This is a genomic window from Caballeronia jiangsuensis (assembly GCF_046030135.1).
GTDB lineage: Bacteria > Pseudomonadota > Gammaproteobacteria > Burkholderiales > Burkholderiaceae > Caballeronia > Caballeronia jiangsuensis.
The window spans coordinates 1-17,888 of record NZ_JAQQDB010000030.1; the positions used below are offsets into that span (position 1 = coordinate 1).

15 protein-coding genes are annotated in these 17,888 nt (G+C 61.6%); 3 read left to right on the forward strand and 12 right to left on the reverse strand.

Translation table 11 applies throughout. From position 1 onward, the window contains the following. Positions 1–694: 694 nt before the first annotated feature. Genes PQR08_RS26755 through PQR08_RS26765 form a run of 3 tightly spaced genes read right to left on the reverse strand, consistent with a single transcriptional unit; the run spans position 695 to position 3,481 of the window. Entirely contained in the window at positions 695–1,075 is a 381-nt protein-coding gene (locus PQR08_RS26755) for a RidA family protein (protein ID WP_238209702.1), read from the reverse strand. A gap of 31 nt (positions 1,076–1,106) precedes the next feature. Then, positions 1,107–2,591, reverse strand: a complete 1,485-nt coding sequence (locus PQR08_RS26760; RefSeq protein WP_408162873.1) for an N-acyl-D-amino-acid deacylase family protein — start codon at positions 2,589–2,591, stop codon at positions 1,107–1,109. Positions 2,592–2,593: 2 nt separating this feature from the next. Next, on the reverse strand, positions 2,594–3,481 hold the full coding sequence (locus tag PQR08_RS26765; RefSeq protein ID WP_408162875.1) for a MurR/RpiR family transcriptional regulator: 888 nt from the start codon (positions 3,479–3,481) through the stop codon (positions 2,594–2,596). Between the two features lie 145 nt (positions 3,482–3,626). On the opposite strand from PQR08_RS26765, the gene PQR08_RS26770 reads away from it, so the two are divergent. After that, positions 3,627–4,901: an amino acid deaminase gene (locus tag PQR08_RS26770; protein ID WP_371880241.1), complete on the forward strand. Its 1,275-nt coding sequence runs from the start codon at positions 3,627–3,629 to the stop codon at positions 4,899–4,901. Here PQR08_RS26770 and PQR08_RS26775 read toward each other — a convergent pair. Continuing rightward, a complete protein-coding gene (locus tag PQR08_RS26775; RefSeq protein WP_187607456.1) occupies positions 4,898–5,368 on the reverse strand; it encodes a MarR family winged helix-turn-helix transcriptional regulator in 471 nt (156 codons plus the stop codon). The genes PQR08_RS26770 and PQR08_RS26775 overlap by 4 nt on opposite strands. A 17-nt stretch (positions 5,369–5,385) precedes the next feature. Continuing rightward, the gene (locus tag PQR08_RS26780; protein WP_408162877.1) at positions 5,386–6,981 is read right to left on the reverse strand and encodes an MDR family MFS transporter; all 1,596 of its coding nucleotides are present in this window, start codon (positions 6,979–6,981) and stop codon (positions 5,386–5,388) included. Positions 6,982–7,086: 105 nt separating this feature from the next. On the opposite strand from PQR08_RS26780, the gene PQR08_RS26785 reads away from it, so the two are divergent. Beyond that, entirely contained in the window at positions 7,087–7,935 is an 849-nt protein-coding gene (locus PQR08_RS26785) for an EcsC family protein (RefSeq protein ID WP_187607454.1), read from the forward strand. Here PQR08_RS26785 and PQR08_RS26790 read toward each other — a convergent pair. The 3 genes from PQR08_RS26790 to PQR08_RS26800 all read right to left on the reverse strand — a co-directional run bounded on the left by PQR08_RS26790 (position 7,905) and on the right by PQR08_RS26800 (position 10,662). After that, entirely contained in the window at positions 7,905–8,849 is a 945-nt protein-coding gene (locus tag PQR08_RS26790) for an alpha/beta hydrolase (RefSeq protein WP_408162879.1), read from the reverse strand. The genes PQR08_RS26785 and PQR08_RS26790 overlap by 31 nt on opposite strands. A 25-nt stretch (positions 8,850–8,874) precedes the next feature. After that, a complete protein-coding gene (locus PQR08_RS26795) occupies positions 8,875–9,288 on the reverse strand; it encodes a CHRD domain-containing protein (protein ID WP_408162956.1) in 414 nt (137 codons plus the stop codon). A 210-nt stretch (positions 9,289–9,498) separates the two neighbouring features. Continuing rightward, positions 9,499–10,662, reverse strand: a complete 1,164-nt coding sequence (locus PQR08_RS26800; protein ID WP_408162881.1) for a porin — start codon at positions 10,660–10,662, stop codon at positions 9,499–9,501. A gap of 440 nt (positions 10,663–11,102) precedes the next feature. Between PQR08_RS26800 and PQR08_RS26805 the strand changes: the two genes are divergently transcribed. Next, entirely contained in the window at positions 11,103–12,038 is a 936-nt protein-coding gene (locus tag PQR08_RS26805) for a LysR family transcriptional regulator (RefSeq protein WP_408162883.1), read from the forward strand. Positions 12,039–12,069: 31 nt separating this feature from the next. Here PQR08_RS26805 and PQR08_RS26810 read toward each other — a convergent pair whose 3' ends face one another. The 4 genes from PQR08_RS26810 to PQR08_RS26825 form a co-directional block, all read right to left on the reverse strand. Further along, on the reverse strand, positions 12,070–15,393 hold the full coding sequence (locus PQR08_RS26810) for an ATP-binding protein (RefSeq protein ID WP_408162884.1): 3,324 nt from the start codon (positions 15,391–15,393) through the stop codon (positions 12,070–12,072). A 246-nt stretch (positions 15,394–15,639) separates the two neighbouring features. Continuing rightward, positions 15,640–16,290, reverse strand: coding sequence for a response regulator (locus PQR08_RS26815; protein ID WP_408162886.1), 651 nt, complete (start codon positions 16,288–16,290; stop codon positions 15,640–15,642). Between the two features lie 112 nt (positions 16,291–16,402). After that, entirely contained in the window at positions 16,403–17,233 is an 831-nt protein-coding gene (locus PQR08_RS26820) for a response regulator (protein ID WP_408162887.1), read from the reverse strand. After that, the gene (locus PQR08_RS26825; protein ID WP_238285243.1) at positions 17,208–17,855 is read right to left on the reverse strand and encodes a response regulator; all 648 of its coding nucleotides are present in this window, start codon (positions 17,853–17,855) and stop codon (positions 17,208–17,210) included. The genes PQR08_RS26820 and PQR08_RS26825 overlap by 26 nt, the downstream gene beginning before the upstream one ends. Positions 17,856–17,888: the final 33 nt, after the last annotated feature.

The following is a 17,888-nucleotide window of genomic DNA, read 5'->3' on the forward strand; positions in this document are numbered from 1 at the left end:
GCGCGGCAAAAGGAGCTAAATGTGTTACCCATGTCCTGACACACCTGTTACCTATGTCTCCGGTCCATACACTGCTGCAAAGAAAGTAACCAAAGAAAGCAGCTTCTCACCGCCCACGGTCACACGCACGTTGGCCATGCTTGCCAGCCCGCGGCGGCACTCGCCTAAGTGTCGCCCTCGAAGGCCCAATCGGGCTTGGCTCGCGCACGGTCTGACACATCGCACCGCTTGCGTCACTGGTTCCACCAAATGGCCCCGGCCCGCTTCGCGGCCGACCGGTCAATCGGGTCGGCGCGGACCTTCTTGCTAACGCCGCCATCTCACCGCACACGCGATTCGATGGTTTCCCTTGTATACCCAACGGCAGCGCGCAGCGCTGTGCCGATGCTCTTTCGTGCTGAACCGGCACGTCAAAACATTTGGGGCGGCAGACCGTGCGCGAGCCAAGCTCGATAGGGCCTATGAGGGCGACACTTAGGCGAGTGCCACCGCGGGCTGGCAAGCATGGCCAACGTGCGTGTGACCGTGGGCTTAAACGAGCTGCTTTCTTTGGTTACTTTCTTTGCAGCAGCAAAGAAAGTGACCCCCGCCCCGGGGAGGGGCAGTGCTAATAGACCACCGCGAACACGGGATCCGGCCAAAAAATCCCGCCTCGCGTCGGTGCGCTTTCGCCATAAAAAAACGCCGCGATTGCTTACCCCTTCTTATAAGCCACGCAATCCACCTCGACCTTGCAGTCGATCACCATCGACGACACCACGCAAGCCCGCGCCGGCGGATTCGCGCCGAAATACTCCTTGAACACCTTGTTGAACGACGCGAAATCGCGCGGATCGTCCAGCCACACGCCGCAGCGCACGACATCTTCCGTGCCGTAACCAGCTTCCTTCAGAATCGCGATCACGTTCTGAATCGCCTTGTGCGATTGCTCGACGATGCCGCCGTTGATCACCTCGCCGTTTTCCATCGGCGTCTGGCCCGACACGAACAGCCAGCCATCCGCCTGAACCGCGCGTGCGAACGGCATGTGCGCGCCGCCTTGTCCCTTGCCACCTTCCACGCCATAACGCTTCATCGTCCTGCTCCTTTTTCAATAGCCCAAGAATTCAAAACGCGCCCTGCGCATCGAGCTTCGATGCCGCGCCGCGCGCCACGAAACGTCCCGCGCGCGCGCCGGTCACGGCTTGCTCGCGATACGTCAAAACGCCATTTACCCAAACCGCGTCGATGCCGTCCGCCGCCTGCTGCGGCTTCGCGAACGTCGCGGCATCGCGCACACGCTCCGGATCGAACACGACCAGATCCGCGTGATATCCGACCTTCACCTCGCCGCGCTCGGCCAGACTGAAACGCCGCGCCGTCAGGCTCGTCATCTTGCGCACGGCTTCTTCGAGCGGCATCAGCGACGTGTCGCGCGCGTAATGGCCGAGCACGCGCGGAAACGCGCCCCACAAACGCGGATGCGGCAGCGGATCGTTCGGCAAGCCGTCGGAGCCGATCATCGTCGCGGGATGCGAGAGGATACGCCGCACGTCGTCTTCCGACATGTTGTGATACACCGCGCCCGCCGGCTGCAGGCGCTTCGCCGCGTCCTGCTGGCTGACCTTCCATTCGTCGGCGACTTCGCGGATCAGCTTGCCCGCCATTTCCGGATGCGGCGTCGACCATGTGATCGTGATGTCGATGTCGCCGGTCACCTGCTTCAGATCGAGCGTCGACGAACTGCGGTTGTACGGATAACAATCGCAGCCGACCGGCTGGCCGTCGCGCGTCGTCTCGATCGACTTCAGCACTTCCGTGCTGCGCCCCCAGTTCGACGGCCCCGCGCACTTCAGATGCGAAATCACCACCGGCACGCGCGCATGACGGCCGACGCGATACGCCTCGTCCATCGCGTCGAGAATCGCGTCGAATTCGGTGCGCATGTGCGTCGTGTAGAGCGCGCCCGCTTTCGCCAGCGGCTCGGCCAGCGCCTGCACTTCCTCCGGCGGCGCGCTGAACGCCGATCCGTACGCGAGCCCGCTCGACAAGCCGAGCGCGCCGTTTTCCAGCGCTTCTTCGAGCTGCGCGCGCATGCCCGCGACTTCATCCCCGCTGGCCGCGCGATCCAGCCGATCCATATGATTGTTGCGCAGCGCCGTATGCCCGATCAAAGCGCCGACATTCACCGCCGGACGCGCTTCGTTGACCGCATCGACATACGCGGCGAAGGTCGGATACTTGAACGCGGCGGCGTCGCCGAGCAGGTTCATCGGATCGGGCGGATCGCCCTTCAGCGTGACCGGCGACGCGCTGATCCCGCAATTGCCGACAATCACCGTCGTCACGCCCTGCGTGATCTTCGGCATCATCTGCGGAGAGCGGATCACGTGCGTGTCGTCGTGCGTATGGACGTCGATGAAACCGGGCGCGAGCACTTTGCCCTCGGCGTCGAAGGTTTCGTCGGCGCTCCAGCCGGACAGGCCGCCTGGCGCCTCGATCGCGACAATGCGCCCGTCGCGCACGGCAACATCGCGCTCGACGGCGGGCGCGCCCGTGCCGTCGATCAGGCGCGCGCCGACGATCAGCGTGTCGGCTTTCAACGATTCCATGATCAGTCTCCCAAGGGTTGACGCTCGCCGCCGCCGCGATGCGAATCGAGCGCGTGTTTCATGCGGCGCAACAGTTCGCGGCTGTGATCCGCCTGCTTGACCGCCAGTTCGGTGACGAGCAAATCGAGCGCCATCATCATCGCGTAGCGGGACGACGACGGTTTGTAAATGAAGTCGGATTCGATCGCGATCACCGGAATCAGCCAGTCCGCGAGCGCGCCGAGCGGCGACGCGGGCGCGGTCAGCGCGATCACGCGCGCGCCGTACTGCTTCGCGAGCTGACAGCTTTCGACCATCTCCGGTGTCTGCCCCGTCACCGATAGCGCAACCACCACATGTTCCTTCGATAACGTCGACGCGACCATCCGCTGCAACAGCCCATCCTGATACGACGCGACCGGCCGGCCGAGCCGCACGAGGCGAAAGCGCATCTCGTCGGCGAGCGCGGTCGAACCGCCGCCCATGCCGAACACATAGATCATCGATGCCGCGGCGAGCGCGTCCGCGGCTTCGGCGATCGGCGACGCCGCAAGCGCGCCCTGGTTCTGCGCCAGCGTCGCCTGCACTTCCTCGAAGATGCGCGCGGCGAGCGAGTCGGGCACGGCATCGGGCTCGCGCCTCAGGAAGCGCTGACCGACCGCGGCCGCCTGCGCGAGCCGGAGCTTCAGTTCGCGCACGTCCACGCAGCCGACCGCCTTCGCGAAACGCGTCACGGTGGCGATGCTCACTTCCGCCTTGTCGGCCAGCGCGCCGATGCTCGCGCGCGATGCGCCCGTCAGGTCGTCGAGAATCAGCGCGGCGACCTTGCGCTCGGCGCTGCGCAACTCGGGCGCGCGCTCCGCGATGCGTGCGACGATGTCGAAACTGAGCATGTCGGCGTGGCCGTTCATATCGGGTTGCGGGTTTACGTGATGGCCGTGTTACTAAATAACATTTCCATCGCGGATGCTACTTTGGTTAACATAGCACCGTCAACTCTGATGCGCATCGAGTCGTGCACAGGGCTTATTTAAACGGACGATGGAGTAGTAGCACATGAAAGTTACAAACTATCAGAACGCGACGATCGACCCGTTCGGCAAGGGTCTCGGCATGGTGCCGGGCACGAGCATCCAGTTGAACGACGCGTCGCGCCTGCAATGGAGTCTGCTCGAAGAGGACGTGAGTCTGCCCGCCGCCGTGCTCTATTCCGATCGCATCGAGCACAACCTGAAATGGATGCAGGCGTTCGTCGGCGAGTACGGCGTGAAGCTCGCGCCGCACGGCAAGACGACGATGGCACCGCAGCTCTTTCGCCGTCAGCTCGACGCCGGCGCGTGGGGTATCACGCTCGCGACCGCGCATCAGGTGCGCGCGGCGTATCGCGGCGGCGTGCATCGCATCCTGATGGCGAATCAGCTCGTCGGCAAACGCAACATGGGCATGATCGCCGAGTTGCTCACCGATCCGAATTTCGAGTTTTTCTGTCTGGTCGATTCAGCCGATGGCGTCGACCAGCTTGGCGAATTCTTCAGCTCGGTACGCAAGAAGCTGAACGTGCTGATCGAGCTCGGCGTGCCGGGCGGACGCACCGGCGTGCGCGACGACGCGCAGCGCGATGCGGTGCTCGCCGCGATCGCGCGCTGGCAGGGCACGATCGAACTCGCGGGCATCGAATTGTATGAAGGCGTGCTGCAGGACGAAACGAAAGTTCGTGAGTTCCTGCAAAGCGCCGTCGATACGACGCGCAAGCTGATCGCAGAAGGCAAGATCGCGCGCAAGCCCGCGATTCTCTCGGGCGCGGGATCGGCGTGGTATGACGTCGTCGCCGACGAATTCGCGAAGGCCAACAGCGACGCGATCGAAGTCGTGCTGCGTCCGGGCTGCTATCTGACGCATGACGTCGGCATCTACAAGAAGGCGCAGAACGAAATCTTCGCGCGCAATCCGATCGCGAAAAAGATGGGGCAAGGTTTGAAGCCGGCGCTGCAGTTGTGGGCGTATGTGCAGTCGATTCCCGAGCCGGATCGCGCGATCATCGGGCTCGGCAAGCGCGACTCCGCGTTCGATGCGGGCATGCCCGAGCCGGCGAAGCATTATCGTCCGGGCAATGAAGCGCCGCGCGATGTTTCGCCCGACGAAGGCTGGGAGATTTTCGGCCTGATGGACCAGCACGCGTACCTGCGGATCAAGCCGGGCGACGACGTGAAGGTCGGCGACATGATTGCGTTCGACATCTCGCACCCGTGCCTGACCTTCGACAAGTGGCGTCAGGTTCTCGTCGTCGATCCGAAGTATCGCGTCACCGAAGTGATCGAAACGTTCTTTTAAGCTTTTTCTTCGACGGCGGCCGCTTGTGACGCATTCGCGGCCGCGACTTCCTGAATGCGTCGCTCGAACATGTGAAGCGCGCTCGACAATGCTTCGATCGCCTCATCGGGCAGCGAGGCCATCGTGTCGTGCAGAAACGCGTTGCGACGCGGCAGGCTCTCTTCGGCCATCGCGCGCCCTTGCGCCGTCAACGTGACATTCGACACGCGGTTGTCGCGTGCATCGACGCTGCGCACGATCCAGCCGAGTCCTTCCAGCGTCTTCAGTTGCCGCGTCAGCGCACCCGGGTCCACCTTCAGACGTTCGACGAGTCGCTTCTGCGACAGCACGCCCGCGTGCTCGTGCAACGCGAGCAGAATGCGCCAGCGCGGCATCGGCTGGCCGACGGCCGCTTCGAACGCCGACATGAACGCGCGATACGTGCGCCCGAACTGCTGCACCACGGCGATACGGTCCTGTTCATTCATGCTTTCGATTTCCGTAGTCATTCGGCGAGGATGACGGGTTCCTGCGGCCCTTTCAGGCGCACCGGCGGAACGCGGCGCGACTGCCACAGCGACACCACCGCGACCAGCGCCGCCAGCGCCAGGCCGATGTGAATCGCGGCGACGAGCGCCTCGCGCGCGGCTTCGAGCAACATCGCGCCGTTGTGACCAGAGGCAGTCAGTTGCGAAAGCAGCGCCTGCTGTCCTTCGCGGTTGATGAGAATCTGCGGATCGGAGAGATCGCCGGCCCAGCGCAGCGCGTGATCTCGTTCGAGCGCGAGATTCACGCCGCTCGCGTACAGATGACTCACGAGCGTACCGGTGAGCGCGGTGCCGATCATCCCGCCGATCATGCGCAGCGATTGCAGCAACGCGGTCGCGATTCCGAGATGCGCGCGCCCTGCCGTCTGCTGCGCGAACACGGTGAGATTCGGCATCACGAAGCCGAGGCCCAGGCCGCCGAGCACCATGATCGCGAGCAACATCGAGCGCGGCATGTTGTGCGTGGCGACGACGATACCCAGACACGACACGGCGAGCAACGCGAAGCCGACATACAGCATCAGATTGGCGTTCTTCAGACGCGTGACGATGCGCCCGTTCACGATGCTGCCGATCGTGATGAACACGACAAGCGGCGTGATCACGATGCCCGCGTCCTTAGGCGACAAGCCGAAGCCGCCCTGAAACAGCAACGGCGCATAGAACAGCAGCGAGAACATCGTGAAGCCACCGAGAATCGCGAGCGTGAAGAGCGCGGCGAGCGCCTTGTTGCGGAACATGTCGACGGGCAGAATCGCGTAGTCGCAGCGCATTTCCCACTTCCACAGCGCGATGCCGGCAGCGACGCTCATCGCGAGCAGCGCGACGCTCTCGGCACTGACGCCGTGCTTCGGCAACATTTCGACGAACAATTGCAATGCGCCGAGCGCCACCGCGATGAGCACGGCGCCGGGCCAGTCGAGGCGCATCTTGCCTTCATGCGCAACGTGGCGCAGATGCGGCAGAAAGCGCCACACGAAAAAGAGCGAGACCACGCCCACGGGCAGGTTCACGTAAAACACCGAGCGCCAGCCGTAGTATTGCGTGAGAAAACCGCCGAGCGTCGGTCCGACCGCGTTGGCGATGCCGAACGCCGAACTCATCAGCACTTGCCAGCGCAGGCGCACGACGTTGTCCGGAAAGAGATCGGCGATGCACGCGAACGCAGTGCCGACGAGCATCCCGCCGCCGATGCCCTGCAACCCGCGCGCGAGCACGAGGAACATCATGCTGTTGGCGAGGCCGCAGAGCACGGACGCGACGGTGAACACGACGATCGACGCGATCACGAAGGGCTTGCGGCCGTAGTAATCGCCGAGCCGGCCGAAAATCGGCACAGTGATGACGGAAGTCAGAAGATACGACGTGGCGACCCACGCATAGAGATCGAAGCCTTTAAGCTCGGCGACGATCGTCGGCAACGCGGTGCCGACCACCGTTTGATCGAGCGCGACGAGCATCGTGACGAACGAGACGCCCAGCATCGCCATGAGGGATTCGCGGAAAGGCAAAACCTGTCCGCTGGAATGATGCGCGGCTGTGTGAACGGCCATTTTTGTAAGCGCAATAATTGACTAGTCAACGGAAATGGAATCATAGCACGGTGAGGCACTCTAATTTTCGTGGCAATTCACCATTTACCGGACAGAAGACATCGCATGGAACCGACGCCGATCATTACCTCGCCGCTCACGACCGAAGATTTCGCGGCCCTGACCCGCGCGAAGGAAGCCCTGGAAAGTCCGTCGCTGACGATGAAGCTGGCGAGCGTCGTCGGCGCGCCCATCGAAAAGCTGATGGGACGCATGCCGGCGGCCGCGCAGGACAAAGTCGATGAAGCGACGCAACTCGCGCTGAAAAAGTGCCTCCAGCTCGCGTTGCGCACGATCGGCAAGAGCGCGCCGTCCGATTCGCTCCTCGCGCCGCCGCCCGACAAGCCGCACAACCTGATGCACAAGCTGGCCGTCGCGACGACCGGCGCGGCGGGCGGCGCGTTCGGGCTGTTCGCATTGCCGGTCGAATTGCCGGTGACGACAACGCTGATGTTCCGCTCGATCTGCGATATCGCGCGTAGCGAGGGCGAGGACGTGCATCGCGTGGAGACTCAATTGCAATGCATGATGGTGCTCGGCATGGGCGGCGCCAAAGCCAGCGATGACAACGCCGATATCGGCTACTTCATCGTGCGCGGCGCGCTCGCGCAGTCGGTTTCGCGCGCGACCAACGAAATCGCCGCGAAGGGACTCGGCAGTCATGGATCGACGGCGCTGCTCAAATTCTTGCAGACGATCGCCTCGAGGTTCTCGGTGCAGGTCAGCGAACAGGTGGCCGCGAAGTCCATTCCGGCGATCGGCGCGGTGCTCGGCGCGATGGTCAACACGGTGTTCATCGACCACTTTCAGCAGATGGCGCATGGGCATTTCACCGTGCGCAGGCTGGAGCGGCGCTATGGCGCGTCGGCCGTCGAGCGGGCCTATCAGACGATCGAGGTCATGGGCGGAAGATGAGTCTGGCGCGCCGAGATTGCGCCGTCGATGAACGCGGCGGCGTGCGCGAGCGCATCGCGTGCTTCGGGCATGAACGGCGTCCAGATCTGGAAGATATGCGGGACGTTGCGCCAGATATCCAGTTCGACACGCACGCCGGCCGCGCGTGCTTTCGTCGCGATGCGAGTCGAATCATCCAGCAAGAGTTCGGTGTCGCCGACCTGAATCAACAGCGGCGGCAAGCCTTCGAACTCGCCGAATACGGGCGATGCGTAGGGATTTCGCGCATCGGCTGAACCGAGATACTGCGCGGCCACCCGAGGAAATACCGACGCGTGATACATCGGATCGCGGCCGTCGTTGGTCCGCATCGACTCGCCGCTACAGGTCAGATCGGTCCACGGCGAAAATAGCACTGCGGCCGCGGGAAGCGGATCGCCCGCGTCGCGTAGCGCGAGAAGCGTCGCGAGCGCGAGACCGCCGCCGGCTGAGTCCCCTGCTATCGCAATTGATTGCGCGGGAACGCCGTCTCCGAGCAATCGACGGTATGCGGCGACGCTATCGTCGAGCGCCGCAGGAAAGCGATTTTCGGGCGCAAGACTGTAATCGAGCGAAAAGACACTCGCATTTGACCGTGTGGCCAATCCGAACGTGATGGCGCGATGACTGCGCGGCGAGCAGAAATAATAGCCGCCGCCATGCAGGTAGAGAATGGTTGCGCGTGGATTCGTCGGCGGTGTGAGCCATTCGCCGCGTGGTGCGTCTTCGTCGCTCGTCTCGCGGATATCGAGCCGCCAGCCTTTCGGCACGCGCGGCGACCAGATTCGACGTGATGCGTAACTTCGCGCCAGTTCGACGTCGAGTTCTGACTTCGCGCTGTGCGGGCGCATGCGCCTACGTACTGCCCAGCAAGCGAGGGCGCTTTGCCAGCTCATCGTCGATCGATCCCGCTTGCGCGCGTCAATTCGCCGGCATTACCTGACCACGAATCTCGCCGGTCGGATTTTCCTGCGTGTGGATGTTGAAGTACCACTGCCCTGTCATCAGATCGCTGACTTGCTGATCCGATAGCGTCGCCTGTCCTTTCATGGGGCTCGCGAGCGCTTTCTTGTCGATAGGCACCTGCACTTTCGCGTTCTGACCGACAGGCGCGGGGCCGTGGAAATGAGCCATCGTCACGGGACCCGATAACTCGGCGTAGGTTGCGGTCCAGGTGAACACTTTGGTGTCGGTGTCGAAGGTCGCGTCCACGGTACCGTGGCCTTTGCTTACGCGCGGCGGGACTTCGCTCGAAGGCTGGAGATTGGCTTTCAGGGCGACGGTGTCGGCTCGTGCGGCGCCCGAGGCGAGAATGGCGAGCATCAGAACGGTCATCCAGCGTACATGTGGTCTGCATGTCGAGGTCATTGTTCCTCTCCTGTTTTGGCGGGCAGCGTATCTTTCAGTGCGATGACCGCATCGCCATGGTAGAGCATCCGGATGCGGGGTGCATTTCGCTTGGGTTGCGAGAGACACACATGCGAAAAGGGCACCTCGCGGCGCCCTTTTTCTAGCTAGCTAAAGCTCGGTACTTCTCCGATGGCTTTAGAAGCGGTGACGGATACCCGTCGACACGACAACCTGACGGCTGCTCGAGGACAAGGCGACGCCGCTGATGCCTGCGTTCGGCGTTACACCTTCCGGCAAGCCGCTGGCGATTTGCACCAAGCCTTCAGCATAGATATCCGTGCGCTTGGACAGAGCGTAGTCCGTCTGCACGCCGAACTGGTGGAAGCGAACACGGGTCGAGTCGCCTTCCTCTTGCGCGAACTTGGCGTTCGTGAACGTGTAGGCGGCGCCAAGCGAGAGCGCCGGCGTCAGAGCATAACGACCGTTCACTTCGTAGTTGTTGACGATGTTCGAACCCGTACCCGGCACATTGTCATTCTGGCGAGTCTGCGTCCAAATCGCACCGAACGTCATAGCGCCGACGGAATAGCTGCCGCCTGCACCGAACGTGCGCTGACGATCGGCGAAGATGAGGTCTTGGTTCGGCACAGTCGTCGGGCCACCAACGATCGCACCCGCGGTCGGGCCTGCGTTCGTGTTCATGCCGTTCGCTTGCATGTATGCTGCGCCGAGCTTCAGGCCGCCGTTTGCGTAGCCTGCACCGATGCTGTACGCGCGGTTTGCCGCGAAGCTGCCTGCGGCATTCGAGAAGCCGTACAGACCGCTGAACGAGAAGCCAGCGTAGTTCGCGCTTTGGAACTTGATCGAGTTGTTTTCACGGAACGCATCGCCGTTCAGGTTATCCAGATTGCCCGGATGTGCGAAGTACGTGCCGCCCCAAGTGCCGGTCGCGCTCAGCGGGCCGAGGTAGTCGACCACGGAGTCGGTCTGATGACCCAGCGTCACCGTACCTGCATTCGTCGACAGACCGACGAATGCCTGACGGCTAAAGCCATTGCCGCCCAGCGAGCCGCCGTTGGCGACGTCGAAGCCGTTCTCCAACGTGAAGATCGCCTTCATGCCGCCGCCCAGGTCTTCCGCACCGCGCAGACCCCAACGGCTCATCTGAACATTGTTGCCCGTCATGCTGAACGAGTTGTTCTTGAAGTGATCAGCAACCTCGGGAGCCTGCACGTTGTTCACGTACGTGAAGCCTGCGTCGACCAAACCATACAGCGTGACGCTGCTCTCTGCGTTGGCAGCGCCTGCGAACGATGCGGCCAAAGCTGCAATGGCCGTGACGATCAAATTCTTTTTCATGCGTATTCCTTTGCTGAGTCGTGGGACTCGATGGGTTGCTTCAGGCCGAACGCCTGTCGAGCTGAATGTGCCTCTTCGCTCGTTTAGCTCAGCACCGATATTCGGCACGACAAAGTTTATTGCCCGGTCTTTTTGAGAAACCGCCGAACGAAACACAAAAGCCTTTTTGAATAATTCGAAAAGTGCAATTTCAATATGGATAAACACTTAGGCCACGAGGACTTACAGATCAGATCACGCGTGTATCGCCAGCGCCTCGCGACCGTTGAGTTGCATACATGCGACAGTGGCTGCATTGAGACAGCGGGTCCGGATCAGAACCTTCCGATTTTCAGGCGTGTCACCGCACTCTAAGATCGCGCACGCGAAGCTGCGATCCAGCCGCTTGCATCGATTCACATACTCGAAGCGTCGAAAGGCGCTTCTCACACGCTCTCTCAATGAATCAACTTCAAGCGATGCGCGTCTTTCTGAAGGTGTCGGAAACCGAGTCGTTCGGTCGCGCCGCCGCCGCGCTCGATCTCTCCAACGCCGTGATAACGCGCTACGTGTCGCTGCTCGAAGTGCATCTCAACACGCGCTTGCTGAACAGGACGACGCGCAGCGTCTCGTTGACAGAAGCCGGTCGCGCGTATGCAGAAGGCTGCCGCGCGGTATTCGAGCAAATCGAGGCGATAGAGGCATCGGTGGGGACCAGTTCCGTGGATCCCACAGGCACGCTCAAGCTGGTGGCATCGGCGTCCTTTTCGTTGCTTGGACTCACGCCGATGCTGCGAGAATTCATGGAGCGCTACTCGAACGTGAAGCTGCGTCTGACGCTGCTTCATCGTCCAGTCGATCTCGTTGCGGAAGGCTTCGACGTCGGCATCGTCGTCCCGCATCTCGTCAACAGCGGCATGCTGATCAACCGTCCGTTGGTCAAAGTGGCGTCAGTGCTCGTTGCATCGCCGGCGTATCTTTCGCGGCGCGGCACGCCTGTCCGGCCGGCATTGCTGGCATCGCACGAGTTTCTTGCACCGTCCGCGGACATACACGGATCGACGTGGTCTTTTGTCGGACCATCAGGTGTGGAGGAAAGCGTCGCGCTCGATCCGGCATACGCAGTGAACAGCTCGCACATGTTGCGGCAAGCGGCGCTTTCCGGAATGGGCATTGCGGTACTGCCGGAGAGCTATGTAACGCAGGATATCGAAACGGGATCACTCGTGCGCCTGCTGCCGGGCTACGCCCTCAAGGACGCAGACAAGGAAGTTTCGATCGTCTACCCGGGACGCCGACATGTGCCGGCCAAGACGCGTTCATTTGTGGATTTCGCGCTGGCCTACTTCCGCGACCGCGAATCAGTCGAAGCGGATTCCGGAGCATTGCCGAAATAGGAAGACGGCGGTGCCACGCGGCGTGGCCCGATCAAAGAATCGCGGCGCCTTGCGCGTGGATGCGCTCGACGAGTTCTTCGCATCGTGCGATCAGCGCAAATCCTTCGCGACGGCGCGCGTCGCGGGTCTTCACGTGCAGATCGCGACGAAATTCCTCCAGTGCGGCAAGCAGCGGCCGATACTGCAGAACACTGGCCGCACCGAAGACACGATGATGCCAATCCCGCAGATTATCCACCGTGCCACGATCCAGCAACGACCGAAGCGCCACGAGATCTTCGCGGAACGACGATACGAACGCGTCCAGCAACGCCTTCACTGTCGTTTCACTACCCCACAGTTGAGCCATCGCGCTCAGATCGAGTTCGTCATCATCGCGCGGCCGCACGACGGCAACTTGCGGTGATTGCGTGCGAGAGTCAGGCGCGGCGCTAGCGTTCACCCACCAGCGGTTCAGATGCTCGCGCAAAGTAGCGAGCCGGGTCGGCTTCACGAGACGGTCATCCATGCCCGCATCGCGGCACTTCTGCAACTCGTCGGGCGCGGTGCTCGCCGTGATGCCGAGAATCGGCAGGCGGCGCGCCGTGCCAACTTCATCGGCCCGGATGCGACGCGCGAGTTCGTAGCCCGTCATGTTCGGCATGTGGCAGTCCGTGATCAGGAAACCATAGCGCGTGTCCGCCAACGCAGCGAGCGCCTCAGCGCCATCGTGCACGACGTCACAGGCAAATCCGAGTAGCGAAAGCTGATTGCGGATCAGTTCCTGGTTCACCGGATGATCTTCGGCCACGAGCACGAGTTTGCCGCTGCGCAGCGCGTCTTCCCGGTCCGGCGCCGCCATCTTCGCTTCGTGGCAGAGCGTGAGTCCCGATGCGATCTGCGGCATGCCGGTCAATGCGGCAACGCAAGCCGCGCCGAGCCCATGCCACGATATCGGATTGACGCTTACGCGGATGTCGTCTTCGAGGATTCGGTATCCGGTCGGCTTTGGCTTTTCGGTCACGTGAATCACGCGCGATCCGAGCGGAGACGCGAGCGTGCGCGTATCGCTCAGAAAGACGATCTCGATGTATTTGAGCGACTCAGGCTCCGATCGCGCGAGTTCATCGGGCGTGTAACGCTGAAACTCCAGACCGAGCGCCTCGCCGTAATGCATGAGAGCAGCCGCCACGTGGTCGTCTTCGATCGCGACGATGCCGCGCTTGCCACGCAATCCGTCGATCTGATACCGCAAGGTTTCGACCGGCATCGTGAGACGAACGGTCATCGCAGTTCCGACGCCGACCGCGCTTTCGAGACTCATCGTGCCGCCCATCAACGCGACGAGACGATTGCAGATAGTCAGTCCGAGCCCGGTACCGCCGAAACGGCGCGTCGTGGAAGCCTCCGCTTGCACGAATGGCTCGAAGAGGTTTTGTTGAGCCTCCGCGGCAATCCCGATGCCGGTGTCCTTTACACACAGTTCGATGACCTGTTCCGACGCGCGTTGCTCGACCGCGCGCACGTGGAGGGCGACATCGCCTCTGATCGTGAACTTGATCGCGTTGCTCATCAGGTTGAAGAGAACCTGCCTCAGGCGCACGCTATCGCCTCTGACTGTCGCTGCCACTTCCGGCGCCACGTCGACACGCACGCGCAGACCCTTTTCATGCGCCCTTCCGGCAAGCAGACCTACGGCGCTGTCCACGAGTTCGCGCAAATCGATCGGAGTCGATTCGATCGTCAACCGGTTGGCCTCGATCTTCGAATAGTCGAGAAGATCGTCCAGGATCTGCAGGAGCGCACTCGCGGAATCCTGAATCATGCCGAGCATCTGGGACTGATCGGAATTCAGCGACGTGTTCTCGAGTACTTCAACGAGCCCCAGAACGCCGTTCATCGGCGTGCGGATTTCGTGACTCATCATGGCCAGGAAGTCGTCCTTCGCGCGCGATGCCGCTTCGGCGATATCCCGCGCGCGAGCGAGTTCGTCTGCACGGGCATGCTCCACGCTCGCATCGGCCCAATAGCCACTCCATACGACGGCGCCATCGTCTTCACGATGCGCGACGAGGTCGGCGCGAATCCAGCGCGTAATCCCTTCTACGGTCGAGCGGAACTCGGTATGCAGCGGCTCGAGCGTGCGCGCCGACGCTTCGATTTCTTCGAGCAGACGCGCGCTGTCCTCGGCGTGAATGCGCGTCAGTGCGTGAATCGGATCATCGGCCAGAGCGAGGACGTCCAAAGCGAGCAACTGCCGGGTATCGCCGTCAATATAGGGAAGGCTGTACGTGCCGTCGCTCGCGCGGCGCAACTGGAACACGACGGCTGGCAGCGACCGCGTCACGTCGTGAAGTCGGCGCTCGGTTTGCCGCGCGCGCGTTTCGGCATCGCGGATATCGGTGATGTCGATCATCGTGCCCACGACACCCGCTCGCTCCCCGTTCAACTCCGTGAACGCGCCGGTCCAGAAAAGGCCGCAGCGCGGGTGGTCCTGGTTGTCGGAGAATTCCGCTTCGACTTCATGTCGTTGGCCGGAGGCCAGCGTCATACTGGTCAGTTCGTGTAGCACGCGGCTATGCGCGTCGCCCCACGCCGTCACTTCGAGACTCGTGCGCCCGATGACGTCTTCCCGCCGCACCCCGAGCGCCTCCTCAAAGGCACGATTCACCGTGATGTAGCGGTTTTGCATGTCCTTCGCGACGAGCGGATACGGAACCACCTCCATCATCGTTTGCTGGAAACTGAGTTGCGTACCGAGACGCTGCTCCGTTTCCACACGTCGGTTCATCTCCTGTTGCAGTCGAATAAAGGCGCGAAGCGTGACGAACAACACTGCGGCAATGCCGATGAGCGCCGGCATCAGGCGCAATGCCGTGATGCTCCAGACGGCTGGTTCAGCCGTCTGCGCGGCGGCCGATTGCGTCGCCGAGGATTGCGCCAACGCTCGCCTGATCAGCAGGTCGAGCGGCTGTAACTCGGAGTGCATGGCATAGTTCAGCTTTCCCGGCGTGCTCGACGCGCCGATCATATCGATCTCGCCCCGTTGAAATGCCGACGCGGCCTTCGCCCAATCGTTGAAGTGCTGCGGTTTGAACGTGACGCCGAGCATTTTCTCGACTGCTTCCAGTGGCGCTTCTGGCCGCTGAAGCGACTCATCGGCGGACTCGCCCGACGCTTCGACCAACCCGACGACGATCGGCTCCAGCGTCCGCAAGTAACTGCGCTCCGGTTCATCGAGTTTGAACGGGACTGCCGCGCTCTTCGGTTCGGCGAGAACATCAGCGGTTAGCTGCGACGTGCTGGTGTGACTACGCGGCTCGGCCGCTTGGCTGGACAGCGGCGCGATCATGCCCATGAAGCTGAGAAGAAGCAAACAACGCGCGAACAAAAATCTCAATTCGAACCCCTCGGTACGGCGACTCCGGCCACAAAAAGTTACCTGGCCGGCTGGGCAAGCCCACGAAGAAGTCAATTCGCCGTTTTTGGCGGATGAGTGCCCCTGCGCTTCGCGCCTGCCTGTCAAACCAAATGAGTTGAGTCTGACCCGCAACCTGTCAGAATCGAATCAGAACCGTCCCAATTTGCTCCGAGATTCCGCACGACCGGTGGCCGCGACGTTTCAGATCAGGCAGACCTTCTGCAGATCTGCAACCAGTTCCTCTTCGCTTTCGAGGCCCAGCTTGCGCATGCCGCTTCGCTTTTGCGTTGCAATCGTCTTGCGGCTTCGCCCGAAGTGATCCGCGATTTCCTGAATCAGAAGGCCGCGCGCGTAGAGTTGGAACACTTCCCACTCGCGTCGACTCAATACGCCCGCGCGCGCCGGCGACGTCCCCGACATATGCCTGACCGCCGCCTCCACGCAGGGTGAAAGGAAGCAGCCACCCGCCTCGACCACCGATATCGCGTCGAGCAAATATTCGAGTCCGTCGCGCTTGTCGATCACGCCGTCCACGCCGAGTTGAACGAGGCCCGCCAACATTCGCGTGTGCGAAATCATCGTGAGGACGATGACCTTCGGGCGACTTTCCTGCCACGCCAACCGCCGGAGAAAGCCGATCGAACTGCTTTCGCCGTCGATGCCGCGCATGCCGATGTCCGAGAAAACGAAGTCGCACGGAGTCGTATCGACTGCTTCGGCAAGCTCCAATGTGTCTCGAGCAGTCGCGACCACGCGTATCGCGCCGTGGCGCTCCAGGAAGCTTTGAATGCCTTTGATGACGACCGGATGGTCGTCCGCAACAATCGCCCTTTTAAGCGTTTTTGTTCTCATTGTTTGTGCGTTCTGTTGAGGTTGGTCCGGTGCGCAACAGTCGTCAATCGACTGCGCGCTGTCTCCTTGCCGGCCTCGATTGACTACGCGCCCTCTGCGCGGCGCAATCCGCCTAGATCAATCCGCTGTCCGAGATAAATCGATACAAATCAGCGTCAGTCGATAAATCGAGCTTTCGCATGGCCGCGCACTTTTGTGCGCTGATCGTCTTCACGCTACGGCCGAGGTCCTTGGCGATCTCTGTGACGTTCGCGCCTCGCGCATAACGTTCAATCACTTCCAGTTCGCGGCTCGTTAGTTTCTGCCGAATGAAACGTGCGTGACTTTCGGCGTCAGCGAGCGCCAGCGTTCTACGAATTCCTGGTCCGAGGTAAGTCTCATTGGCGATGACCGAAACGATGGCCACGTAAATCAGGTCGAGTCTGTCCTCTTTGCTCAGGAACGCATGCGCGCCCGCTTCCAGTGCACGTTTGACGACCGTGGCGTCGTCATTGCGAGACAGGACGACAATGCGGACCTCGGGATACCGGTTCGCAATATGCTGTATCAACTCGATGCCGTCGCCATAGCGCCCGCCCGGCATGAAGAAGTCGATAATCGCTACGTCACATTCGCCTCGAGCGAGCGACTCTTCGAGCTGTGTCGAATTTGCGTTGCGACTTACCACTTCCACACTGGGAAAATTCCCGGCAAAACGCTCGATTGCAAGGATGACGAGGGGATGATCATCCGCTATCGCCAGTCTTATCCGTTTAGCGTGCGAGAACACTTGGCTCCCGTTCCCGAACTCCATTGACTCAAACCTCTTCTCGTATTGCGGATTCGACTCAGAATCCAAAAATGAAACGGAAGCATCGGATATCGAAGCATTTAGATACATAAGAGGCATCCGAAATGAAAAAAGCAAATCGAAATAATCATCCCAGTCCGCGTGCGCGAACAAAGGCGAACAATCCGGGGTCATTTCTTACACCGAGCTTATTCATCGCATCGCGTTTCTGACGACTAACGGTGCGGACATCGCGCTCGAGTTCTTTCGCGATCTCCGTAATTGAATGACCTTTGGCAAACAAGCGAACGACTTCGATCTCTCGCGGAGAAAGCCGCGGTTCCTCATCGGAAAAGTCGGTCTCCGTTCCCGCCTCCGCGAGCGCGGCGACAAACGACGCGCTGACGAAGCGACGTCCGACGCTCGCATGCCGCACGGCCGTCCCCACGAGTTCGATCGGCTCGGCCTTGCTGACGAGGCTCATGGCGCCAGCGTTCAAAATCGAGCGCAGGATCGCGACGTTGCTTACGCTGGTGAGCACGACGATGCTGATGTCCGCGAACTCCTGACGCACCTTGCGGATGAGACGAAGGCCGTCATTTGCATCGACTCCCGGCTCGGGCATGGCAAAGTCTGTGACCAAAACGTCGCATGGCGTGACGGCGAGCTCGGCCAGCAACGTGCTCGCATTATTCGCCTCGCCGACGACCTCCATTCCGTGGTCTGCGGCAAAGAGCCCTTTCATCCCTAGGAGTACGAAAGGATGATCGTCAGCCAATACGATTCGAAGCTTCAAGGGGCCCCCGTTCAAGTTGTTGGTCTTGGTGAG